The organism is Phycicoccus sp. (genome assembly GCF_035325325.1).
In the GTDB taxonomy this organism is placed as follows: Bacteria; Actinomycetota; Actinomycetes; order Actinomycetales; family Dermatophilaceae; genus Phycicoccus.
Genome location: NZ_DAOLAC010000017.1, coordinates 51594 through 74653 on the forward strand (window position 1 = coordinate 51594; position 23060 = coordinate 74653).

Consider the following 23060-nt stretch of genomic DNA (forward strand, 5'->3'; position numbering starts at 1 on the left):
CCGCGGCGGGCGGCGAGTCCCCCGGGGCCTGAGCACCGGCGCCGGGCGCGCCCCCAGATTTGGAGGGCCGCCCGGCGCGCCGGTACTCTGGTGAGTCGGTGCGCCCACCGCGCCGGTGTCCCGTGTCGTCCACGGGGTCGCTACCGGCCGGTCACGAGCGAGCGCGCCCGAACAGGAAGTGAGTACGAACGTGTACGCGATTGTGCGCGCAGGCGGTCGCCAGGAGAAGGTCTCCGTCGGCGACACCCTGCTCATCGACAAGCAGAACGGCGCGGCCGGCGACAAGATCCAGCTGCAGCCGCTGCTCCTCGTCGACGGGGGCACCGTCACGAGCGACGCCGCGAAGCTCGCCAAGGTCACGGTGACCGCCGAGGTGGTCAAGGCGGCCAAGGGCCCCAAGATCACGATCATGAAGTACAAGAACAAGACCGGCTACCGGAAGCGCCAGGGCCACCGCCAGCCGCTCACCCAGGTCAAGATCACCGCGATCGACGCCTGAGCCCACGCTCGGACCTCACGGACAGGAACCACAGACATGGCACACAAGAAGGGTGCGTCCTCGACCCGCAACGGTCGCGACTCGAACGCCCAGTACCTCGGCGTCAAGCGCTACGGCGGCCAGGCCGTCAAGGCCGGCGAGATCCTCGTCCGCCAGCGCGGAACGCACTTCCACCCCGGTGACGGCGTCGGCCGCGGCGGCGACGACACGCTCTTCGCGCTCGTCGCGGGGGCCGTCGAGTTCGGCAGCAAGCGCGGCCGCAAGGTCGTCAACATCGTCCCGGCGGCCTCCGCCGCCGAGTGACGCGTCGCCGGGCCCCGCGCCCGGCACCACGCACCACGTCGTGAGGGGCGGGCCGCGAACGGCCCGCCCCTCACGCATCCCAGGAGTCAGGAGCAGCACGAGATGGCGACCTTCGTCGACCGCGTCGTCCTCCACGTGACCGCCGGCAACGGCGGGCACGGGGGGGGGGCGGCCCAGCGCGAGAAGGTCAAGCCGCTCGGCGGGCCGGGCGGCGGCCACGGCGGGCGCGGCGGCTCGGTCGTCCTCGCGGTCGACCCGCAGGCGACGACCCTCCTCGACTACCACCACACCCCGCACCGCCGCGCCGAGAACGGCCGGCCCGGCGCCGGTGACGAGCGCAACGGGGCCGACGGCGGCGACCTCGTCCTCGCCGTCCCCGAGGGCACCGTCGTCAAGGACGCCGCCGGCGAGGTCCTCGCCGACCTCGTTGGCCACGGCGCGACCTTCGTCGTCGCCCGCGGTGGCCGTGGCGGGCTCGGCAACAAGGCCCTGGCCAGCCCGCGCCGGAAGGCGCCCGGCTTCGCACTCCTCGGCGAGCCCGGGGAGAGCCTGGACGTCGTCCTGGAGCTGAAGTCGCTCGCCGACGTCGCGCTCATCGGCTTCCCCAGCGCCGGGAAGTCCTCCCTCGTCTCGGTCCTGTCGGCCGCGAAGCCGAAGATCGCCGACTACCCGTTCACCACCCTCGTCCCGAACCTCGGGGTGGTCACCGCCGGCCAGGAGCGGTTCACCGTCGCCGACGTCCCCGGCCTCATCCCCGGCGCGAGCGAGGGCAAGGGCCTCGGCCTGGAGTTCCTCCGGCACGTCGAGCGCTGCTCGGTGCTCGTGCACGTCGTCGACTGCGCGACCCTCGAGCCGGGCCGCGACCCGCTGACCGACCTCGAGGTCATCGAGGCCGAGCTCGCCGCCTACGTCACCGACGACAGCCTCGGCGGCCGCCCGCTCTCCGAGCGCACCCGGATCGTCGTCCTCAACAAGGCCGACGTGCCCGAGGCGCGCGAGCTCGCCGAGATGGTCACCCCGATGCTCGAGGAGCGTGGGCTCGAGGTCTTCACCGTCTCGGCCGTGGCGCACCTCGGGCTCAAGGAGCTGACCTTCGCCCTGGCCCGGCACGTGGCGCAGGCGCGTGCCGAGGTGGAGGCCGCGGTCGTCGAGCGCCCGCGGGTGGTCATCCGGCCGAAGGCGGTGGACGACAGCGGGTTCCACGTCCGCCGGGAGAACACCCCGGACGGCGAGGTGTTCCGCGTGCTCGGCGAACGACCGACCCGCTGGGTCCGTCAGACCGACTTCTCCAACGACGAGGCGGTCGGCTACCTCGCCGACCGGCTGAGCCGGCTCGGGGTCGAGGAGGCACTGCTCAAGGCCGGGGCCGTCGCCGGCTCGACGGTCCTCATCGGGCCGGTCGAGGACGCCGTCGTCTTCGACTGGGAGCCGACGATGAGCAGCGGCGCCGAGCTGCTCGCCGGCCCGCGCGGCACCGACGTGCGCTTCGAGGACTCCGGCCGCAAGACGCGCTCGGAGAAGCGTGAGGAGTTCCACGGCCGCAAGGACGCCCAGACCGCCGCCCGCGACCAGCTCGCCGCCGAGCGTCGCGCCGGGCACTGGTCGAGCGCCGCGGACGAGGACTGACCCGGATGGCCGTCACCGCCGCCGCGCTGCGGCAGGCCGTGGGGGAGGGCCGCCGGCTCGTGGTCAAGGTCGGCTCGTCGTCGCTGACGAGCGCGGACGGCGGGCACCTCGACCTCGCGGCGCTCTCGGCGCTCGTCGACGTCCTCGCCGCCCGCCGGGCCGACGGCGCGCAGGTCGTCCTCGTCTCCTCCGGGGCCATCGCGGCGGGCATCGGGCCGCTCGGGCTGGCCCGCCGGCCCACCGACCTCGCGACCCAGCAGGCCGCCGCGTCGGTCGGGCAGGGCGCCCTCGTCGCGGCCTACCAGGCGGCGTTCTCGCGGCACGGGCTGACCGTCGGGCAGGTGCTGCTCACCGCCGACGACACGACCCGGCGCGGCCACTACACGAACGCCCGGCGCACCCTCGAGCGGCTCCTGGAGCTGGGGATCGTCCCGATCGTCAATGAGAACGACACCGTCGCCACCCAGGAGATCCGGTTCGGCGACAACGACCGGCTCGCCGCGCTCGTCGCCGACCTCGTCGGGGCCGACGGGCTCGTCCTGCTCACCGACGTCGACGCCCTCTACGACGGTCCGCCGTCGCGGGCCGGGGCGCGGCGGGTGCCGCTCGTCGCCACCGCCGACGACCTCGAGGCCGTGACCATCGGCGGCACCGGGTCGGCCGTCGGCAGCGGCGGGATGGTGACCAAGGTCGAGGCGGCGGGCATCGCCGGCGCGGCCGGCATCCCGACCCTGCTGACCCGGCTTCCCGACGTCGCCGCGGCGCTCGGGGGCACGGACGTCGGCACCGTCTTCGCGCCGGCGGCCGCGACCCGCGCCTCGCGCAAGCGCTGGCTGGCGCACGCGACGACCGCCCGGGGACGCCTCGTCATCGACGACGGCGCCGTCGCGGCGGTCACCGAGCGGCGCAAGTCGCTGTTGCCGGCCGGCATCGTCGAGGTCGAGGGTGCGTTCGCGGCGGGCGACCCCGTCGACGTCTGCGCGCCGGACGGGCGGGTCATCGCCCGCGGGCTGGTCACCTACGCCTCGACCGAGCTGCCGCGCCTGCTCGGCCGCTCGACCCGCGACCTGGCGCGCGAGCTCGGTCCGGGCTACGAGCGCGAGGTCGTCCACCGCGACGACCTCGTCGTCCTCTGACGGCGCCCCGCCCGTCCCCCCGGCCCGCCCACTCCCTGTCACGCGCGTATCGGGTCACCCGATACGGCCGCGCTTCCCCCGGGAACCGTTCCCGGGTGAGGCGCACCGTTATCGGGTCACCCGATACGCGTGAGGTCCGGGGGCGGCGGCGGCCGCGCTCAGCGGATGCGCTCGACCTCGAACTGCATCCGCGGGTGCGCGATCTCCTCCTGGCTCTGGACCAGCTGCAGCTCGCGCCGCCCGGACTCCAGCGTGCGCGCCAGCAGGTCGAACACCGATGACACGGTCCGACCGAGGGCGACCCCGGCGTCCCCGGTCTCGAGCAGGTGCGCCGTGAACAGCGCCGCCGTCACGTCCCCGGACCCGTTGGCCTTGAGCGGCAGCTGCGGCGTCTGCACGATCCACGCGCCGTCGCCGTGCACGGCGAGCATCTCGATGGTGTCGGCCGGCCGGTCCGGGCGCAGGACCGACGTCACGAGCACGGTGCCCGGACCCATCGCCCGCGCGGCCTCGACCGAGGCGAGCGTCGAGTCGAGGTCGCCGGGCTCGGTCTCGGTGAGGAACCCGAGCTCGAACTGGTTCGGCGTGATGAGGTCGGCCTGCGGAACCACCTTCTCGCGCAACAGGACCGGGATGGCCGGGTGCACGAAGCATCCGGACTTGGCGTTGCCCATCACCGGGTCGCAAGCGTAGATCGCCGACGGGTTCGCGGCCTTCGTGCGCGCGACGGCGTCGAGGATCACCTCGCCGATCTGCTCGCCGCCCTGGTACCCGGACAGCACGGCGTCGACCTCCGGCAGGGCCTCGCGCTCCTCGATGCCGGTGATGACCTCGCGGACGTCCTCGGGCGGCATGAGCGGCCCGCGCCACGCCCCGTACCCGGTGTGGTTCGAGAAGTGGACCGTGTGCACCGGCCACACCTCGACACCGAGCCGCTGGAGGGGGAAGACCGCCGCGGAGTTGCCGACGTGGCCGTACGCGACGGAGGACTGGATGGACAGGATCGTCGTCACCCGCCCATCCTGTCACCCGTCCGCGCGCCGGAAGCCGGGCGACCCCGCGGGCGTCGCGGCCTACCCTTGGAGCATGTCCGAGAGCACCACCGCGGTCGACCCCGCCGACGTCGAGCAGGTCCGGCAGGTCGCCGAGGCCGCCCGCACCGCCTCGCGCCGGCTGGCCCTCCTCTCCCGCGCCGAGAAGGACGCCGCCCTCCACGCCCTCGCCGACGCGCTCGATGCCGCCACCGGGGAGGTCGTCGCCGCCAACGAGCGTGACCTCGCCCGCGGCCGCGAGCAGGGGATGGCCGAGAGCCTCCAGGACAGGCTCCGCCTCGACCCGCCGCGCGTCGCCGCCGTCGCCCAGGCGCTGCGCGACATCGCCGGGCTCCCCGACCCGGTGGGTGAGGTGGTCCGCGGCTCGACCCTCGCCAACGGCCTGCAGATCCGGCAGGTCCGGGTGCCGATGGGCGTCGTCGGGATGATCTACGAGGCCCGCCCGAACGTCACCGTCGACGCCGCCGGCCTCGGCCTGAAGTCCGGCAACGCCGTCATCCTCCGCGGCGGCAGCGCCGCCGCCGAGACCAACCGGGCGACCGTCGCGGTGCTGCGCCGCGCCCTCGAGGAGCGCGGCCTGCCCGCCGACGCCGTCAGCCTGCTCGAGGGCGGCCACGGCGTCGTCCGGGCCCTGATGACCGCCCGTGGCCTCGTCGACCTCCTCATCCCGCGCGGCGGCGCCGACCTCATCCAGGCCGTCGTCACCGGCTCGACCGTGCCCGTCATCGAGACCGGGGTCGGCAACTGCCACGTCTACGTCGACGCCCGGGCCGACCTCGACAAGGCCCTCGCCATCGCGGTCAACGCCAAGACCCACCGGCCGAGCGTCTGCAACGCCGCCGAGTCCCTCCTCGTCCACCGTGACGTCGCGCAGGCGTTCCTGCCCAAGGCCCTCGCCGCGCTGGCCGCCGAGGGCGTGCTGCTCCACACCGACGAGCGGGCCGGCGCGCAGGCCGACGCCGCCGGCGTCGCCCACGACGCGGCGACGGACGAGCACTTCGCGACCGAGTTCCACGGCCTCGAGATGTCGGTCGGCGTCGTCGACGACCTCGACGCCGCGCTCGAGCACGTCCGCCGGTTCGGGTCCGGGCACACCGAGGCCATCGTCACCGAGGACCGCGCCGCCGCGCGCCGGTTCACCGCCGAGGTCGACGCCGCCGCCGTCATGGTCAACGCGAGCACCCGCTTCACCGACGGCGGCGAGTTCGGGTTCGGCGCCGAGATCGGCATCTCGACCCAGAAGCTGCATGCCCGCGGGCCGATGGCCCTGCCCGAGCTGACGACGACGAAGTGGGTCGTCGAGGGGGACGGTCAGGTCCGGGTCTGACCCTGCGGCTGCGCCGGTGAGCGCTGCTCCAGGCTGTCGTGGGCGACGAAGTAGGTCGGCCGGGCCTGGAGCGCCGTGTAGGTGCGCCCGACGTACTCCCCGAGGATGCCGAGGGCGAGCAGCTGCACCGCGCCGACGGCCGCGACGATGACGACGGTCGAGGTCCAGCCGGGCAGGGTGTTGCCGAGCAGCAGCCCGACGACGGCGTAGACGAGGACCCCGATCGCCGCGACCCCGCCGACGAGCCCGATCCAGGTGGCGAACCGCAGCGGGGCGATCGAGAAGCCGGTGACGGCGTCGACGGAGAGCCGGACCATCTTGGCCAGGGGGTACTTCGACTCGCCGGCCGCCCGCGGCGCCCGGCGGTAGCCGACCGAGGCGCTCGGGAAGCCGAGGGCGGGTACGACGAGGCGCAGCACCCGGTTTGACTCCGGCAGCGCGTTGACGGCGTCGACGGTGGCCCGGGACATCAGCCGGAAGTCACCGGCGTCCACGTGGGCGTCGACGTCGGACAGGGCGCGGATGGAGCGGTAGAAGGCGCGGGCCGTGACCCGCTTGAACGCGGTGTCGCTCGAACGGTCCTCGCGCACGCCGTAGACGACGTCGACGCCCTCGTCGCTGGCGACCCGGAGCATCTCGCCGATCGTCTCCGGGGGGTCCTGGAGGTCGGCGTCGATGGTGACCACGTGCCGCCCCCGGGCCCGGGCGAGGCCGGCGGAGATGGCGGCCTGGTGGCCGCTGTTGGCCCGCAGCCGGACCACCCGCAGCTGCGGCCACTCGCGCAGCAGCCGCTGGAGGAGGACGGGTGTGGCGTCACTCGAGCCGTCGTCGACGCAGAGGACCTCGTACGAGACGCCCCAGGACTCGGCGACCGGGCGCATCCGGTCGACGAACAGGGGGAGGACCTCCTGCTCGTTGTACATCGGGACGACGACCGTGAGGTCGGGGGAGTCCGGCATGTCCCTCAGGGTAGAGCGCGGGCCCGTGCCCTGCCTGTGGCTCGCCGTGAACCGCCTGTGCACGGCGGAGGGCCCCCGAGTATGAGATCGGGGGCCCTCACCGGCGGCTCAGCCACCAGTCGGACGCGAGCCGGTCGGTCCCTGCGGTGAACCGCACAGAGGTATGCCATTCGACGCTGGCGCCGTCCCCGAGGGGACGAACTTCGACTCCGGGCCGTCGGCCGCAGCACCCGCGCCGTCGCGCGCGGCGTACTCCCCCCGGGAGGTTCGTACGTCCCCCTCCGGTCAGGCCCGGGGAGGGAACAACGTGCCGTTATCCGATCGACCCACCCCCGGGACGACCTCGGTCCGAAGGCCTGCCGGGCCGGTGCCGCCGAGGGGGCGTGCCACCTGTTCTAGTCCTGTCGGTGGAGGGGTGCAAGCGGTTCGGCCGAACTTCTCGGGGCGTCTCGGCGGCGCCCCGGCTCGTCCACAGCCGGCGGTGCTCGGCACGTCCGTCGTGCACACCCCTGTGGACGAAATCCGTGGACAACGGGGCGGTACGCTGTGGCCCATGTCGAGCACCGCCACCCTGATCGCCGCCGAGGAAGCCGCCCGCGAGCTCCCGATCCCGCCGTGGCTGGTCGGGGTCCTCGCGATCCTCGCCTTCGCCTTCCTCCTCGGTGTCACGTGGTCCTTCCGCGGGACCCACCACAAGTACGCACCGCCGCCCACGCACGGTGCGCCCGAGGGCGAGCAGGACGAGGCCCACTGGCCCGAGCACCCGGGGCACCACTGAGCGACCGGCCGGTGCGCCTCGGGGTGATGGGCGGCACCTTCGACCCCGTCCACCACGGCCACCTCGTCGCCGCCTCCGAGGTGCAGGCGCTGCTCGGGCTCGACGAGGTCGTCTTCGTCCCCACCGGGCAGCCGTGGCAGAAGGAGGCCCGTGAGGTCTCACCGGCCGAGCACCGCTACCTCATGACCGTCGTCGCGACGGCCTCGAACCCGCGGTTCACCGTCTCCCGGGTCGACATCGACCGCCCGGGCCTCACCTACACCGTCGACACCCTGCGCGACCTGCGGGCCCAGCGCCCGGACGCCGAGCTGTTCTTCATCACCGGCGCCGACGCCCTGGCCCAGATCCTGTCGTGGAAGGACGCCGACGAGCTGTGGGAGCTCGCCCACTTCGTGGGGGTGACCCGGCCGGGCTACGTCCTCAGCGAGCTCGGGCTGCCCGCCGACCGAGTGACCCTCCAGGAGGTGCCCGCGATGGCCATCTCCTCCACCGACTGCCGCGAGCGGGTCCGGGCCGGGGAGCCGGTCTGGTACCTCGTGCCCGACGGCGTCGTCCAGTACATCTCCAAGCACCACCTCTACCGAGGAGCACCGTGACCGCGACCGACCGTTCGCTCGACCTCGCCCGCGCCGCCGCCACCGCGGCGTCCGACAAGCTCGCGACGACCATCACCGGCATCGACGTCTCCGACCAGCTGGCGCTGACCGACGTGTTCGTCATCGTCTCGGCCGAGTCCGAGCGGCAGGTCGGTTCCATCGTCGACGAGGTCGAGGACGTCCTGCGCGAGAAGGGGGCCAAGCCGGTGCGCCGCGAGGGGCAGCGCGAGGGCCGCTGGGTGCTCATCGACTTCGGCGACATCGTCGTCCACGTCCAGCACGACGAGGAGCGCGAGTTCTACGAGCTCGAGCGGCTCTGGCGCGACTGCCCGTCGGTCGACCTCGGGGTGGTCGGCACCGAGCAGGGCGGACGGTGAGCAGGAGGGCTCCCCGCCGGATCGTGGTCCTCCGCCACGGCGAGACGACCCACAACGCCGGGGGCGTCTGGCAGGGACAGCTCGACAGCCCGCTCTCCGCCCGCGGCGAGGAGCAGGCGGCCGCGGTCGGCCCGGCCATCGCCGCGCTCGGCCCCTCGCGGGTCGTCACGTCCGACCTCCAGCGGGCGCGGCGCACGGGGGAGAGCGTGGCCCGGGCCTGCGGGGTCCCCCTCACCGTCGACCCACGTCTGCGCGAGATCCACTCGGGGGAGTGGCAGGGGTTGACGAGCGAGGAGGTCGCGGCGCGCTGGCCGGAGGACCACGCAGCGGTGCACCGGGGCGAGGACGTGCGCCGGGGCGGCCCGGGCGGGGAGACGGTCCTGGACGTGGTGGCGCGGGTCGCGGAGGCGCTCACCGACGTCCTCGAGGCGACCGGCGCGGGGGAGTGCGTCGTCGTCTCGACGCACGGCGCGGCGGGGCGCGCGGCGGCGGGCTGGCTGCTCGGCCTCGAGCAGCAGGTGGCCTGGCGGGTGCTCGACGGGCTGGGGAACTGCCACTGGGGCGAGCTGGTGGAGGGCCGCGACGGGTGGCGGCTGCGCACGTGGAACGCCTCGGCCGGGCAGGCCGCGCCGGGCCCCCCGACGCCTCCCTGAGCCCGATTTGGGGGAGCGGCAGCCCGTCTGTAGACTTCCCGACGCCCCTTCGGGGGAACCCACTCGGGGCTGTAGCGCAGTTGGTAGCGCACCTCCATGGCATGGAGGGGGTCAGGGGTTCGAATCCCCTCAGCTCCACCGCAGTGAACGGGCCGGCGCCAGCCGGCCCGTTTCCGGTTCCCGGGGCAGAACGGGTCCGGAGGATGCCGGACGTTCCGGAGCACGGAACCACCTTGTCTTGACAGGTTCCAGAAAAGTCGGGCAGGGTTGGCCGCATGGTTCCAGCCCCGGACCTCGCCAGGCTGCTGCGCGACGCCGGCCTGCGCGTGACCCGGCAGCGGCTCGAGGTGCTCGCGGCCGTGCACGCCCACCCGCACGCCGACACCGGCAGCCTCCTGCAGGTCGTCCGCGACCCGCTCCCCACGGTGTCGCACCAGGCCGTCTACGACGCGCTGCACGTCCTCACCTCGGCCGGTCTGGTCCGGGCCATCCAGCCCCAGGGGTCGAGCACCCGGTACGAGGCACGGGTGGGGGACAACCACCACCACGTCGTGTGCCGCTCCTGCGGCGTCGTCGCCGACGTCGACTGCGCCGTCGGCGAGACCCCATGCCTCACCGCCCACACCGACCACGGCTTCGCCATCGACGAGGCCGAGGTCGTCTACTGGGGCACCTGCCCCGACTGCGCCGCCCGCACCCCGGCCTGAGCGGCAGCACCTGAACCCGTCCACCGCACACCCACCGAAACAGGAGATGGACCGACGTGACCGACCAGCAGCACGGTGTGACCGCCGAGGGCAGCGAGAGCGAGAACCCGGCGATCGACGCCCCCACCGCCAAGGGCACCCGTCCCCGCACCAACCAGGACTGGTGGCCGAACCAGCTCGACCTCTCGGTCCTGCACACCAACGGTGAGCAGGCCAACCCCCTCGGTGGCTCCTTCGACTACGCCGAGGCCTTCGCCGGTCTCGACGTCGAGGCCCTCAAGGCCGACCTCGTCCAGGTCATGCGCACCTCGCAGGACTGGTGGCCGGCCGACTTCGGCCACTACGGCCCGCTCTTCATCCGGATGAGCTGGCACGCCGCCGGCACCTACCGCGTCGAGGACGGCCGCGGCGGTGGCGGCCGGGGGCAGCAGCGGTTCGCCCCGCTCAACTCCTGGCCGGACAACGCCAACCTCGACAAGGCCCGGCGCCTGCTGTGGCCGGTCAAGCAGAAGTACGGCCAGGCCGTCTCCTGGGCCGACCTGCTCGTGCTCGCCGGCAACGTGGCGCTCGAGGACATGGGCTTCGAGACCTTCGGCTTCGCCTTCGGCCGACCGGACGTGTGGGAGCCCGAGGAGGTCAACTGGGGCACCGAGAACACCTGGCTCGGCGACGAGCGCTACTCGGGCGACCGTGAGCTCTCCAACCCGCTCGGCGCGGTCCAGATGGGCCTGATCTACGTCAACCCCGAGGGTCCCAACGGCGAGCCCGACCCGCTCAAGGCGGCCCGCGACATCCGCGAGACCTTCAAGCGGATGGCGATGAACGACGAGGAGACCGTCGCCCTCATCGCCGGCGGCCACACCTTCGGCAAGACCCACGGCGCGGGCGACCCCGACCTCGTCGGCGCCGAGCCCGAGGGCTGCCCGGTCCACGCGATGGGGCTGGGCTGGAAGAGCGAGTACGGCAGCGGCAAGGGCCGCGACGCCATCACCTCCGGCCTCGAGGTCACCTGGACCCAGACGCCGACCCAGTGGTCGAACCGCTTCTTCGACAACCTCTTCGGCTTCGAGTGGGAGCTGACCAAGAGCCCGGCCGGCGCGCACCAGTGGCAGCCGAAGGACGGCGGCGGCGCGAACACCGTGCCCGACCCGGAGGACGGTTCGCTGACCCGCCCGCCGACGATGCTCACCACCGACCTCGCCCTGCGCTTCGACCCGGTCTACGAGCCCATCTCGCGGCGCTTCCACGAGAACCCGGAGGAGTTCCGCCTCGCGTTCGCCAAGGCCTGGTACAAGCTCCTGCACCGCGACATGGGCCCGGTCGAGCGCTTCCTCGGCCCGTGGGTGCCCGAGCCGCAGCCGTGGCAGGACCCGGTGCCCGCGGCCTCCGGGGAGCAGCTGACCGACGCCGACGTCGCCGACCTCAAGGCGGCCCTGCTCGGCTCCGGGCTGACCGTCGCGCAGCTCGTGAAGACGGCGTGGGCGTCCGCGGCGAGCTTCCGGCGCACCGACATGCGCGGTGGCGCCAACGGGGCCCGCATCGCCCTCGAGCCGCAGCGCTCGTGGGCGGCCAACGAGCCCGAGGAGCTCGCCTCCGTGCTCGAGGTGCTCGGCCGGGTCAAGGCCGACTTCGACGGCCGGGGCGGCCGGACCGTCTCCCTCGCCGACCTCATCGTGCTCGGCGGGTCGGCCGGCATCGAGGAGGCCGCCCGCGCCGCCGGGCGCGAGGTCACGGTGCCGTTCACGCCGGGTCGCACCGACGCCACGCAGGAGATGACGGACGTCGAGTCCTTCGGCTACCTCGAGCCCCGCGCCGACGGCTTCCGCGGCTACCTGCGCGAGGGCGAGAAGATCGCCCCCGAGCGACTGCTCCTCGACCGCGCGTTCATGCTCGGCCTCACCGCACCGCAGCTCGTCGTGCTCGTCGGCGGCCTGCGGGCCCTCGGGGCGACCCACGGCGGCACGTCGGTCGGGGTGCTCACCGAGCGGCCCGGGCAGCTGACCAACGACGTCCTCGCGACGGTGCTGCAGCCGGGCGTCACCTGGTCGACCTCGACCGACACCGCGAACGTCTACGACAGCAGCGACGGCCGGTGGCAGGCCACCGCCGTCGAGCTCGTCCTCGGCTCGCACGCCCAGCTGCGCGCCATCTCCGAGGTCTACGGCAGCACCGACGGCGAGCAGCGGTTCGTGGACGACTTCGTCGCCGCGTGGGTCAAGGTCATGGAGAACGACCGCTTCGACCTGCACCGCTGAGCCGGGGCTGCCGGCCGAGCACGACGCCGCGGTCCGGTCCCCCTCGTGGGGGCCGGGCCGCGGCGTCGTGCCGGCTCAGTCCGGCCAGACGCCGCTGCTGCCGCGGCGGTGGCTGCCGAGCAGGTGGGTGTCGACGATGCCGACGGCCTCCATCAGGGCGAACATCGTCGTCGGGCCGACGAAGGCGAACCCCTTGCGCTTCAGCGCCTTCGACAGGGCGAGCGACTCCGGCGACGTGGTCGGGACCTCGGCGTACGTGCGCGGTCGCGGCGTCTCGGCCGGGCGGAAGGACCAGACGAAGGCGGCGAGGTCACCGTCCGGGTCCTCGCGCAGCCCGAGGGTCGCCCGGGCGTTGGTGATCGTCGCGAGGACCTTGGCCCGGTTGCGGACGATGCCGGCGTCGGCCATCAGCCGGGCGACGTCGGCGTCGTCGTAGCGCGCGACCGCCTCGGGGTCGAAGTCGTCGAACGCCGCCCGGAAGGCCGGGCGCTTGCGCAGGATGGTCGCCCATGACAGCCCGGACTGGAACGCCTCGAGCGAGAGGCGCTCGAACAGGCCGCGCTCGTCGCGCACCGGCATGCCCCACTCGGTGTCGTAGTACTCGCGCAGCATCGGGTCGACGGACGCCCAGGCCGGGCGGGCCAGCCCGTCGTCGCCGACGACCACGCCGAGGTCGCTCATCCGCTCATCCCCGCCGGAGGGTGACGACGGGCAGCTCCGGGGGAGCGAGTACCCGGATGGCCGGGCCCCAGCCGCCGACGCCGCGGGAGGTGAGGACCGGGACGTCGCCGACGTCGTGCAGCCCGTCGACGACCGGCTGCTGGAGCGGGACGAGGTAGTGCAGCGGCCACAGCTGGCCGCCGTGCGTGTGGCCGGAGAGCTGGAGGTCGACGCCGCGCCCGGCGACGTCGCGGGCCTGGCGCGGCTGGTGGGCGGCGTAGAGGGTGAAGCCGGCCGGGTCGACCCCGGCGAGCGCGGCGTCGGGGTCGGGGGCGAACTCGCCCTTCCCCTCGCGGTCGTGCACCCCGGCGAGGGTGATCTCGGCGCCGCCGCGCTCGAGGCGGACCGAGCGGTTCTTCAGCACCGGGATGCCGAGGTCCTCGAAGGCGCGCACCCAGTTCGCGGTGTCGCGGTACATCTCGTGGTTGCCGGTCGTCGCGAACACGCCGAGCGGCGCACGCAGGTCGCGCAGTGGCGCGAGCTCGGGGCCGTAGCGGGCGGCGTAGCCGTCCTCGAGGTCACCGGCGACGACGACGAGGTCGGGGCGCTGGGCCTCGACGAGGTCGACGACGCCCCGGGTGAACGCGGCGCTGCGCACGGCTCCGGCGTGCATGTCGGTGACAAGGGCGACCCGGGTGCCGTCGAACGCCGCCGGCAGCTCGGGAGAGGTGACCGTGTACTCCGTCACCGACGGGTGTGCGGCCTCCCAGGCGCCGTAGCCCGTGACGCCGACGGCGAGGGCGGCCACGAGGGGCGACATCACCCGGTTGAGGCGGCGCCGGCCCGCGGCGCCGTGGTCGTGGCGCCAGCGCAGGACCCAGACGGCGCCACTGACCAGCGCCACCGGGACCAGGCCGAGGAAGAGGTAGAGGCAGGTGGCGAGGAACGCGGCGCCGGTCCAGGCGACCGGTCGCATCGTCGCCGGGCTCCACTGCTCGCCCCACACGTCGAACTGCTCGAGGACGGCGGCGAACAGGGCGGCCAGGACGACGGCGACCAGCCACGGAACCCACCGCCGGCCCCACCGGGGGGCGACGGCGAGACGGTGCCAGACGAAGACGAGGAAGGTGGCGAAGACGCCGATCGGGACGAGCGCGGCGAGCGCGCTCATGCGCCGTCCGGCGCTCGGTCCGCGGCGGTGCCCGCCGGGGCGGCGAGGGCGGCCCGGACGTCGTCGGCGAGGTCGGCCGGCTCGGTGTTCGGCGAGTACCGGCCGATGACCTGGCCGTCGCGGCCGACGAGGAACTTCGTGAAGTTCCACTTGATGCGACCGCCGAGCAGGCCCTTCTTCTCGGACTTCAGCCACTCGAAGAGGGGGTGCGCGTCGTCGCCGTTGACGTCGACCTTGGCGAACATCGGGAAGGAGACGCCGTAGTTCAGCTGGCAGAACTCGCCGATCTCGTCCTCGCTGCCGGGCTCCTGGGAGCCGAACTGGTTGCACGGGAAACCGAGCACGGTGAAGCCGTCGTGCCTGAGCTCCTCGTAGAGGGACTCGAGGCCGGCGTACTGGGGGGTGAAGCCGCACTTGCTCGCGGTGTTGACGACGAGGACGACGTCGCCGGCGTACGCGGAGAGAGGGCGCTCCTCGCCGGTGAGCGTCGTGGCGGTGAAGTCGGAGAGGGTGGTCATGCGGGTCATCGTCGCACGCGGTCCTGACGACCGGCCGGGGTGCGCGACAACCCTCGACGCCACGGCGGCCCGGCGCGGCATAGCCTGAGCCGGTGTCCCGCGACCCGATGCGCCCGCCGCCGCTCGACGTCGACGTCCTCGTCGTCGGGGCAGGGCTGTCGGGCATCGACATGGCCTGCCGGCTGGCCACCGAGCGCCCGGAGCTGACCTGGGCGGTCCTCGAGGCCCGGTCGGCCACCGGTGGCACCTGGGACCTGTTCCGCTACCCCGGGATCCGGTCCGACTCGGACATGTACACGCTGGGGTTCCCGTTCCGGCCCTGGCGCGGGCGGACCTCCATCGCGCCGGCCTCGGAGATCCTCCAGTACCTGCGGGACACCGCGGACGAGTACGGGGTCACCGGCCGAACCCACCTCGGGCAGCGGGTGACCCGGCTCGAGTGGTCGTCGGCCGAGGAGCGGTGGACGGTCACCGCCCGGCGCGACGACGGGGAGGTGTTGGAGCACACGGCGCGGTTCGTCCACCTCGCGACCGGCTACTACTCCTACGAGGCGGGGCACGTCGTCGACTTCCCCGGGCGGGCGTCCTTCGCGGGGGACGTCGTGCACCCGCAGCACTGGCCGGAGGGGACCTCGGTGGCCGGCCGGCGTGTGGTGCTGATCGGCAGCGGCGCGACGGCCGTGACCCTCGTGCCGGCGCTCGTCGACGCTGGCGCGGCGTCGGTGACCATGCTCCAGCGGAGCCCCAGCTACGTCGCCGCGCTGGCGAACACCGACCGGGTGGCCGACGTCGCCCGCCGCGTCCTTCCGCCGCGAGCCGCGCACCACCTCGTCCGCGGCAAGAACGTGGCGCTGGCGACCGCGACCTACCAGTTCCTCCGCCGGTGGCCGGACGCCGGACGTCGGGTGCTGCGGCGCCGGCTGCTCGAGCGGCTGCCCGAGGGCTATGACGTCGACACCCACTTCAACCCGGCCTACGACCCCTGGGACCAGCGGGTCTGCCTGGCCCCGGACGGCGACCTCCTCGACGCCATCGCCGGTGGGGGCGCCGAGGTGGTGACGGCGACGATCGACCGCTTCGTGCCCGAGGGCGTGCGGCTGGGGGACGGGCGGGTGCTGCCGGCCGACCTCGTCGTCACCGCGACCGGGCTGCGGCTCGAGATCGGCGGAGGCGCGGCGCTCGCCGTGGACGGGCACGCGGTGTCGGTGCCGGCCCACCACGTCTACAAGGGCTGCATGCTCTCCGGGGTGCCCAACCTCTTCCTCTCCGTGGGGTACACGAACGCCAGCTGGACGCTGCGGGCCGACCTCACCGCCCGCTGGGTCTGCCACCTGCTCGGGCACCTCGACCGGCGTGGGCTCGGCGTCGCGACACCCCGGTGGGACGGCACCGGCGGCGCCGACCGGCCGCTGCTCGACCTCACCTCCGGCTACGTGCGGCGCGGCGCGCACCTTCTGCCGCACCAGGCCGAGCGGCGGCCGTGGCGGGTGGTGCAGAGCTACCTCTACGACGTGGCGGTCACCCGGTTCGGGCGGCTCGAGGACGGGGTGCTCGAGCTGCGCTGAGGCCGGGGCTCGGTGTGGGGCAGGCGCCTCACGCGGCGTGGGGCGGTGCGGGGCGCGGTGCCCGCCGGGGGCGCCGGGGCGGGCGGTCGGCCACCGCCTGGAGGACCAGCCGCAGCGCGCGGCGCTCGACGTCCTCGAGCCCTTCGAGCCGCGACTCGAGGAGCTCGTCGAGGCGGGGCTCGAGGCGGGACACCATCCGACGGCCCTCGTCGGTGAGCTCGGCGCGGTGGGAGCGGAGGTCACGCCAGCTCGGCTCGCGGTGGACCAGGCCGCGCTCGGCGAGCGAGGCGAGCAGCCGGCTCACCCGGGCCTCGGACCGACCGAGGTACTCGGCCAGGTGCACCCCGGTGGACCGCTTGTCGCGCAGGCGCCGCAAGACGTCGAGGCCGTCGGGGGTGAGACCGGGGGCGAGGTCGGCCAAGGCCCGGGCGAGGTCGGCGTCGACCTGCGCGCTGGCCTGGCGGAGGAGCGCAGGAAGGTTGCGGGGGTCGTCGGCGTCCGGGCGCTCCCACCGGCGGGGGAGGTCGGCCCGGATGCCGTGCCGGACCGCCAGGTGCTCGTGGAGCCGGAGCCACGGGGAGTGCTCGGCGCTCTCGGCCGGAGCGATGCCGCGTCGTCGGGTCCAGGTCGGCGAGCGGCGTCGTGGGGCGCCGGCGGCAGGGGTGGGCTCCATCGGGTGGCTCCGATCCGTAGGTCTCGGAGGTGATCCTGCCGTGGGTGGCGTGCTCGCCGTGGGCGTCATCCACAGGCCGCCCCCGTGGCCCGGCCGAGCTGAGGGGAGTCGGCCACCATGTGCTCCCCGGGACTCCATGCGCCCGGCAAGGGATCCCGTGCTCGACGCAAGGGATCGCGTGCTCGACGCAAGGGATCGCTTGCCGGGCGCAAGGGATCGCTTGCCGGGCGCGAGGGATCGCTTGCCGGGCGCGAGGGATCGCTTGCCGGGCGCAAGGGATCGCTTGCGACGGGCAAGGAGGTGGGGGGATGACATGTCCCGTCCGGGCGCTCAGGTCCGGGCCCGGGCACGGAGGTGGGGGACGACCGGTCCTGCCCGGGCCCTCGGGTCCGGCGTCGAACGGCCCGACGACTGGCAGGATGCCCGCCGTGCTGCTCACCGCGCTCGTCCTTGTCACCGCAGTCGCCGCCGCCCTCGACTGGTGGGCCGTCGCCACCGACCGCCAGGCCACCGAGCGCTGGGCCAAGCCGCTCGTCATGGTCGGGCTCGTCGCCGTGGCGCTGGCGAGCGGCGCGACCCAGAGCCCCGGCGGCCCCGCCCTGCTCGCCGCCCTTGCCCTCGGCCTCGTCGGCGACGTCTTCCTCCTCGGCGACTCCGAACCGCGCTTCGTCGGTGGCCTCGCCGCCTTCCTCGTCGGCCACCTGGCCTACGTCGTCGCCTTCGTCCAGCACGCCCTCGACCGCCCGGACCTGGCGATCGCCGGCGCGGCCCTCGTCGCCGTCGCGCTCCTCGCCGGCCGCCGCATCCTGCCCGCTGCGATCCGCGACGGAGGCCCCGGCCTCGGCGCTGCCGTCGCCCTCTACATGGCGGTCATCGCCGGGATGGCGCTCGCCGGCTGGGCCACCGGCAGCCCGCTCGTCGCCGCCGGCGTCAGCCTCTTCGTCGTCAGCGACACCGTCCTCGCCCTCGGCCGCTTCGTCGAGGAGCGGCCGTGGACCGGCCCGGTCGTCATCGTCACCTACCACCTCGCGCAGGCACTCATCGTCGCCGGCATGCTCGGCTGACACCGGTAGCTCGCGGAGCGTCGGTCCCGGTCGACCACTCACGCGGAATACCCCATGGGGGTATCCCGTTGGTCCGGCCATGACCACTCACAGCCACGCCCACGACACCACGACGACCTGGCGGGACGCCGCGTCGGCGACCCTGCACTGCCTCACCGGGTGCGCGATCGGCGAGGTCCTCGGAATGGTCCTCGGCACCGCGCTCGGCCTCGGGACCGGTGCCGTCGTGCTCCTCTCCGTCGTCCTGGCCTTCGTCACCGGCTACGCCCTCACCGTCTCGTCGGTGCTGCGGGCCGGCCTGGCCCTCGGAGCGGCCCTGGGGGTCGCGCTCGCCGCCGACACCGTCTCGATCCTCGTCATGGAGGTCGTCGACAACGGCTTCATGGTCCTCGTGCCCGGCGCGATGGACGCCGGCCTCGGCACGGTGCTGTTCTGGGCCTCCCTCGTCGCGTCCCTGGCCGTCGCGTTCGTCGTCACGGTGCCGGTCAACCGCGCCCTGATGAGCCGCGGGCGCGGGCACGCCGTCGTCCACTCGATGCACTGACCCGCGCCCGGCAGCGGGCGGCGCCCCCGCGGCGCCGCCCGCCCGGGCAGCACCCCCGGACACCGCCCGCCCCGGCTGCGCTACCCTGAGCAGGTGCCGAGGTTCCTGCTCCTTACCTAGCCGCGCCGGCCACCCCCAGGCCCGCGCGGCGACCCCTCCTGTGCGAGGGGTTTTTTCATGGCCGCGGGACACGACGACGACGAGGACGAGATGAGCGAGACCCCGCACCGCTACACCGCCGAGCTGGCCGGTCAGATCGAGGTGGCCTGGCAGGACCGCTGGCAGGAGCGTGGCACCTTCCACGCCCCGAACCCGGCCGGCCCGTGGGCCGACCCGCAGGCCGTCGCCGACTACGAGAACGGCCACCTGCTCGTCCTCGACATGTTCCCGTACCCGAGCGGCGCCGGCCTGCACGTCGGGCACCCGCTGGGCTACATCGCCACCGACGTCTACGCCCGCTACAACCGGATGCTCGGCAAGAACGTCCTGCACTGCCTGGGCTACGACGCCTTCGGCCTGCCCGCCGAGCAGTACGCGGTGCAGACCGGTCAGCACCCGCGCAAGACGACCGAGGACAACATCGTCATCATGGCGCGCCAGCTGCGCCGCCTCGGGCTGGGCCACGACGACCGTCGCTCCATCCGCACGATGGACCCCGACTACTACCGCTGGACGCAGTGGATCTTCCTGCGGATCTTCAACTCCTGGTACGACCCCGACGCCGAGCGCCCCGATGGCGGACGGGGCCGTGCGCGCCCCGTCGAGGAGCTCGTCGAGGAGTACCGCAGCGGCACGCGGCCGCTGCCGAACGACGACGGCCGCGGGTGGGAGGACCTGTCCGACGTCGAGCGCGCCGGCATCCTCGACGCGCAGCGGCTGGCCTACACCTCCGAGGCTCCGGTCAACTGGTGCCCCGGCCTCGGCACCGTGCTCTCCAACGAGGAGGTCACCAACGACGGCCGCTCCGAGCGGGGCAACTTCCCGGTCTTCAAGCGCAACCTGCGCCAGTGGATGATGCGGATCACCGCCTACGCCGACCGGCTGGCCGACGACCTCGACCGGGTCGAGTGGCCGGAGAAGGTCCGCATCATGCAGCGGAACTGGATCGGGCGCAGCCAGGGTGCGCGCGTGACGTTCCCCGTCGAGGGGGCCGTCGACGGCACCGGCATCGAGGTCTTCACGACTCGCCCCGACACCCTCTTCGGCGCGACCTTCATGGTCCTGGCCCCGGAGCACCCGCTCGTCGACGAGCTCGTCCCCTCCGGTGGCTGGCCCGAGGGGACCGACGACGCCTGGACCGGCGGCGCCGCCACGCCCGCCGAGGCCGTCGACACCTACCGCCGGGCCGCCTCCCGCAAGAGCGACGTCGAGCGGCAGACCGAGGGCAAGGACAAGACCGGTGTCTTCACCGGCGGCTGGGCGACCAACCCCGTCACCGGCACCCGCATCCCGGTGTTCGTCGCCGACTACGTGCTCATGGGCTATGGCACCGGCGCGATCATGGCCGTCCCGGGCCAGGACGAGCGCGACTGGGACTTCGCCACCGCCTTCCACCTGCCCAAGATCCGCACCGTGCAGCCCGACGAGGGCCACGACCCGGCCACCGCGTTCACCGGCAGGGGCCCGGCGATCAACTCGAGCAACGACGAGCTGAGCCTCGACGGTCTCGACGTGCCCGAGGCCAAGGAGCGGATGACGGCCTGGCTGCAGGAGAAGGGGATCGGCGAGCCGACGGTCACCTACAAGCTGCGCGACTGGCTCTTCAGCCGGCAGCGCTACTGGGGCGAGCCCTTCCCGGTGCTCTTCGACGAGGACGGCGTCGCGCACGCGGTGCCCGATTCCATGCTCCCCGTCGAGCTGCCCGAGGTGCCCGACTACAGCCCCAAGACCTACGACCCCGAGGACGCCGGCAGCGAGCCCGAGCCGCCCCTCTCGCGCGTGCAGGAGTGGGTCGACGTCGAGCTCGACCTCGGCGATGGCCGCGGCCTGCGCCGCTTCCGGCGCGAGACGAACACGATGCCCAACTGGGCCGGCTCGTGCTGGTACTACCTGCGCTACCTCGACCCCGAGAACGCCGACGCGCTGGTCGACCCCGAGAACGAGTCCTACTGGATGGGACCGCGTCCGGAGCCCGTCGCGGGCGCCGCCCCGGGAACCCGCGACCCCGGTGGCGTCGACCTGTACGTCGGCGGCGTCGAGCACGCCGTGCTCCACCTGCTCTACGCCCGCTTCTGGCACAAGGTGCTCCACGACCTGGGGCACCTGAGCAGCGACGAGCCGTTCCGCACGTACTTCAGCCAGGGCTACATCCAGGCCGCCGCGTACCGCGACGACCGCGGCCAGCCGGTCGAGGCCCGGGAGGTCGAGGAGGCCCCCGACGGCGGCTTCACCTGGCAGGGACGGCCGGTGACCCGCGAGTTCGGCAAGATCGGCAAGTCGCTGAAGAACATGGTGAGCCCGGACGAGATGTACGCCGCCTACGGCGCCGACACCTTCCGCCTCTACGAGATGGGCCTAGGCCCGCTCGAGCAGAGCAAGCCGTGGGACACCCGGGCCGTCGTCGGCAGCCAGCGCTTCCTCCAGCGGTTGTGGCGCAACGTCGTCGACGAGGAGAGCGGCGAGGTCGTCGTCGTCGACGCGCCCCTCGACGACGCCACCACCCGCGTGCTGCACCGGACCATCGACGCGGTGCGCACCGACTACGCGAGCCTCGGCTTCAACACGGCCATCGCCCGGCTCACCGAGCTGAACAACGCCCTGACCAAGCTCGAGGGGGGCGTGCCCCGCGCCGCGGCCGACGCGCTCGTCCTCATGGTCGCGCCGCTCGCCCCGCACATCGCCGAGGAGCTGTGGATGCGGTTGGGGCACACCGAGTCCCTGGCCCACGAGCCGTTCCCGGTCGCGGACCCCGCGCTGCTCGTCGACGAGACGGTCACCTGTGTCGTCCAGGTCAGGGGCAAGGTCAAGGACCGCCTCGAGGTGGCGAGCGACATCACCGAGGACGCCCTGCGCGAGCTGGCGCTGGCCAGCCCGAAGGTGCAGGCCGCCCTCGAGAACGGCGTGCGGACGGTCATCGTGCGGGCCCCGAAGCTCGTCAACGTCGTCCCTGCCTGACCCCGACGGGAGACCCGAGGGGACGGGGCCGGGCCGCCTGCCGTCTCGGGTCGTGGACCGCGGGTGCGGGTGGCGCGGGCCGCCGGTCACACTCGTCGCCGTAGGTCATGAGTGCCAGTGACAAGCCCCGGCTCGCTGGCCGGCAACCCTCCTCCGCGGTGGGGGTGCCCCGGGTGACGACCTGGTCGGCGTCGCAGCGACGTCGGCAAGCGCGGGTCCCCGGCACCGTCCGAGGGTCCTCGAGGCCCTCGGGAGCACCGATGTCCACCCACCACGCAGGAACCGTCCGCCACGTCCCGGCGCCGCTGGCCCGGCGGCTGCCCGCCGTCGTCCGGCCCGACCCGGTGCCGCTGGCCACCGGCGGCACCGTCGACTACGCGCAGCTCGACCACGCCGCCTCGACACCGGCGCTGGAGTCCGTCGTGCGCGCCGTCGAGACCGCGACCCGCACGTACTCGAGCGTGCACCGCGGCACCGGATGGCTGTCGCGGGTCACGAGCGCGCACTACGAGGCCGCCCGCGAGGAGGTGGCCCGCTTCGTCGGCGCCCGCGCGGACGACGTCGTCGTGCTGACCCGGACGACGACCGACGCCACCAACCTCCTCGCCCGCGCGCTGCCGGAGGGCACCCCGGTCCTCGTCTTCGCGTCCGAGCACCACGCCTCCCTCCTGCCCTGGCCGGCGGCGACGACGCACCGGCTGCCCGTCCCCGCGTCGCCGGAGGAGGCGCTCGGCCGACTGGAGGCGGCCCTGCTCGGGCTCGCCGGCGGGCCGGCCCCGCTCGTCGTCGTCACCGGAGCCTCGAACGTCACCGGCGAGCTGTGGCCGGTCGAGCGGGCCGTCGCCGTCGCGCGGCGGCACGGTGCCCGCGTCCTCCTCGACGCCGCCCAGCTCGTCGCCCACCGCCGCGTCGACCTCGCCGCGCTGGACGCCGACTGGGTGGCCTTCTCCGGGCACAAGCTCCACGCCCCGTTCGGCACCGGCGCGCTGGTCGGGCGCCGCGACTGGCTCGACGCCGCCGACCCCTACCTCGCCGGCGGGGGTGCCAACGCCGCCCTCACCGCCCACGGCACCGAGGGGACCTCCCGCCCGGCCCCGCACGAGGGCGGCAGCCCCAACCTCCTCCGCGCCCTCGCCCCCGCCGCAATCGCACTCACTGCAGCCCTTGCCTACGGATCGCTCGCCCTCGTCTTTCGTCCGATCGGCGAAATGAAGCAACCGCGAACAGCCGGCCCCACGATCGCCCTCATCCAAAGCGACATGCTCGCCGATTGGAAGGGGACCGTCGAACGCGACGCCAATGTGATGCAGCAGCAGTCGCGGCTTTCGCTCGAAGCCGTGCGCGCGTCGCAACGCCCCATCGATCTCATCGTCTGGCCGGAGACGATGTTCCGCCAGCAGTTGTTCGTCCGCGACGACAAGAATCCGCCGCCAGAAGGGCTGGTGCATGAGTCGCGGTTCACGGCAGCGCTCGACGATTTGAA

22 protein-coding genes, 1 tRNA gene and 1 riboswitch are annotated in these 23060 nt (G+C 73.9%); of the genes, 17 read left to right on the top strand and 6 right to left on the bottom strand.

What is annotated here, in order from left to right; all coding sequences use genetic code 11:
* Nucleotides 1-190 precede the first annotated feature (190 nt).
* From rplU to proB, 4 genes are all read left to right on the top strand, one after another.
* The gene (rplU, locus tag PKA89_RS11700; RefSeq protein ID WP_324419597.1) at nt 191-499 is read left to right on the top strand and encodes a 50S ribosomal protein L21; all 309 of its coding nucleotides are present in this window, start codon (nt 191-193) and stop codon (nt 497-499) included.
* Between the two features lie 36 nt (nt 500-535).
* On the top strand, nt 536-802 hold the full coding sequence (gene rpmA / locus PKA89_RS11705) for a 50S ribosomal protein L27 (protein WP_324419599.1): 267 nt from the start codon (nt 536-538) through the stop codon (nt 800-802).
* A gap of 102 nt (nt 803-904) precedes the next feature.
* Nucleotides 905-2428, top strand: coding sequence for a GTPase ObgE (gene obgE / locus PKA89_RS11710; RefSeq protein WP_324419601.1), 1524 nt, complete (start codon nt 905-907; stop codon nt 2426-2428).
* A gap of 5 nt (nt 2429-2433) precedes the next feature.
* Nucleotides 2434-3564, top strand: a complete 1131-nt coding sequence (proB, locus tag PKA89_RS11715) for a glutamate 5-kinase (RefSeq protein WP_324419603.1) — start codon at nt 2434-2436, stop codon at nt 3562-3564.
* 158 nt (nt 3565-3722) lie between these two features.
* Here the strand turns inward: proB and pdxY are convergent, their stop codons facing one another.
* Nucleotides 3723-4577: a pyridoxal kinase PdxY gene (gene pdxY / locus PKA89_RS11720; RefSeq protein ID WP_324419606.1), complete on the bottom strand. Its 855-nt coding sequence runs from the start codon at nt 4575-4577 to the stop codon at nt 3723-3725.
* 73 nt (nt 4578-4650) lie between these two features.
* Here pdxY and PKA89_RS11725 point away from each other — a divergent pair, with 73 nt between their 5' ends.
* The gene (locus tag PKA89_RS11725) at nt 4651-5943 is read left to right on the top strand and encodes a glutamate-5-semialdehyde dehydrogenase (protein WP_324419607.1); all 1293 of its coding nucleotides are present in this window, start codon (nt 4651-4653) and stop codon (nt 5941-5943) included.
* Here PKA89_RS11725 and PKA89_RS11730 read toward each other — a convergent pair.
* Complete coding sequence (locus PKA89_RS11730) at nt 5928-6902, bottom strand: glycosyltransferase family 2 protein (protein ID WP_324419609.1); 975 nt, start codon at nt 6900-6902, stop codon at nt 5928-5930. The two genes, PKA89_RS11725 and PKA89_RS11730, sit on opposite strands and share 16 nt — an antisense overlap.
* A 553-nt stretch (nt 6903-7455) precedes the next feature.
* Here PKA89_RS11730 and PKA89_RS11735 point away from each other — a divergent pair.
* The 7 genes from PKA89_RS11735 to katG all read left to right on the top strand — a co-directional run bounded on the left by PKA89_RS11735 (nt 7456) and on the right by katG (nt 12268).
* Nucleotides 7456-7680, top strand: a complete 225-nt coding sequence (locus PKA89_RS11735) for a hypothetical protein (RefSeq protein WP_324419611.1) — start codon at nt 7456-7458, stop codon at nt 7678-7680.
* Nucleotides 7681-7691: 11 nt separating this feature from the next.
* Nucleotides 7692-8276: a nicotinate-nucleotide adenylyltransferase gene (gene nadD, locus PKA89_RS11740; RefSeq protein ID WP_324419613.1), complete on the top strand. Its 585-nt coding sequence runs from the start codon at nt 7692-7694 to the stop codon at nt 8274-8276.
* Complete coding sequence (gene rsfS / locus PKA89_RS11745; protein WP_324419615.1) at nt 8273-8653, top strand: ribosome silencing factor; 381 nt, start codon at nt 8273-8275, stop codon at nt 8651-8653. Before nadD ends, rsfS begins: the two co-directional genes overlap by 4 nt.
* Nucleotides 8650-9306, top strand: a complete 657-nt coding sequence (locus PKA89_RS11750; protein WP_324419617.1) for a histidine phosphatase family protein — start codon at nt 8650-8652, stop codon at nt 9304-9306. The genes rsfS and PKA89_RS11750 overlap by 4 nt, the downstream gene beginning before the upstream one ends.
* Before the next feature lie 65 nt (nt 9307-9371).
* Nucleotides 9372-9444: transfer RNA gene (locus tag PKA89_RS11755), tRNA-Ala, on the top strand.
* Between the two features lie 137 nt (nt 9445-9581).
* Nucleotides 9582-10013: a Fur family transcriptional regulator gene (locus tag PKA89_RS11760; RefSeq protein WP_324419619.1), complete on the top strand. Its 432-nt coding sequence runs from the start codon at nt 9582-9584 to the stop codon at nt 10011-10013.
* 56 nt (nt 10014-10069) lie between these two features.
* Nucleotides 10070-12268 (top strand): catalase/peroxidase HPI, encoded by a 2199-nt coding sequence (katG, locus tag PKA89_RS11765; protein ID WP_324419620.1) that lies wholly within the window; start codon nt 10070-10072, stop codon nt 12266-12268.
* Nucleotides 12269-12343: 75 nt separating this feature from the next.
* Here katG and PKA89_RS11770 read toward each other — a convergent pair whose 3' ends face one another.
* Genes PKA89_RS11770 through PKA89_RS11780 form a run of 3 tightly spaced genes read right to left on the bottom strand, consistent with a single transcriptional unit; the run spans nt 12344 to nt 14617 of the window.
* Nucleotides 12344-12949: a DNA-3-methyladenine glycosylase I gene (locus tag PKA89_RS11770; protein WP_324419622.1), complete on the bottom strand. Its 606-nt coding sequence runs from the start codon at nt 12947-12949 to the stop codon at nt 12344-12346.
* A 4-nt stretch (nt 12950-12953) separates the two neighbouring features.
* Nucleotides 12954-14099: a metallophosphoesterase gene (locus tag PKA89_RS11775; protein ID WP_324419624.1), complete on the bottom strand. Its 1146-nt coding sequence runs from the start codon at nt 14097-14099 to the stop codon at nt 12954-12956.
* Complete coding sequence (locus PKA89_RS11780) at nt 14096-14617, bottom strand: glutathione peroxidase (RefSeq protein ID WP_324419626.1); 522 nt, start codon at nt 14615-14617, stop codon at nt 14096-14098. Before PKA89_RS11780 ends, PKA89_RS11775 begins: the two co-directional genes overlap by 4 nt.
* Nucleotides 14618-14709: 92 nt before the next feature.
* On the opposite strand from PKA89_RS11780, the gene PKA89_RS11785 reads away from it, so the two are divergent.
* Entirely contained in the window at nt 14710-16182 is a 1473-nt protein-coding gene (locus PKA89_RS11785; protein WP_324419628.1) for an NAD(P)/FAD-dependent oxidoreductase, read from the top strand.
* A 28-nt stretch (nt 16183-16210) separates the two neighbouring features.
* Here the strand turns inward: PKA89_RS11785 and PKA89_RS11790 are convergent, their stop codons facing one another.
* Nucleotides 16211-16855, bottom strand: a complete 645-nt coding sequence (locus PKA89_RS11790; protein ID WP_324419630.1) for a MarR family transcriptional regulator — start codon at nt 16853-16855, stop codon at nt 16211-16213.
* Nucleotides 16856-17274: 419 nt separating this feature from the next.
* Here PKA89_RS11790 and PKA89_RS11795 point away from each other — a divergent pair, with 419 nt between their 5' ends.
* The 4 genes from PKA89_RS11795 to PKA89_RS11810 all read left to right on the top strand — a co-directional run.
* On the top strand, nt 17275-17919 hold the full coding sequence (locus PKA89_RS11795; protein WP_324419632.1) for a lysoplasmalogenase: 645 nt from the start codon (nt 17275-17277) through the stop codon (nt 17917-17919).
* Between the two features lie 79 nt (nt 17920-17998).
* Nucleotides 17999-18463 carry a DUF4396 domain-containing protein gene (locus PKA89_RS11800; protein ID WP_324419634.1) on the top strand — a complete coding sequence of 155 codons (465 nt, stop codon included), beginning with the start codon at nt 17999-18001 and terminating at the stop codon, nt 18461-18463.
* Between the two features lie 210 nt (nt 18464-18673).
* On the top strand, nt 18674-21577 hold the full coding sequence (gene leuS, locus PKA89_RS11805; RefSeq protein ID WP_324419638.1) for a leucine--tRNA ligase: 2904 nt from the start codon (nt 18674-18676) through the stop codon (nt 21575-21577).
* Nucleotides 21578-21680: 103 nt separating this feature from the next.
* A riboswitch (SAM riboswitch) is annotated at nt 21681-21795 on the top strand.
* 42 nt (nt 21796-21837) lie between these two features.
* Nucleotides 21838-23060 (top strand): aminotransferase class V-fold PLP-dependent enzyme (locus tag PKA89_RS11810; protein WP_324419636.1); only part of this gene is annotated, 1223 nt, incomplete at its 3' end.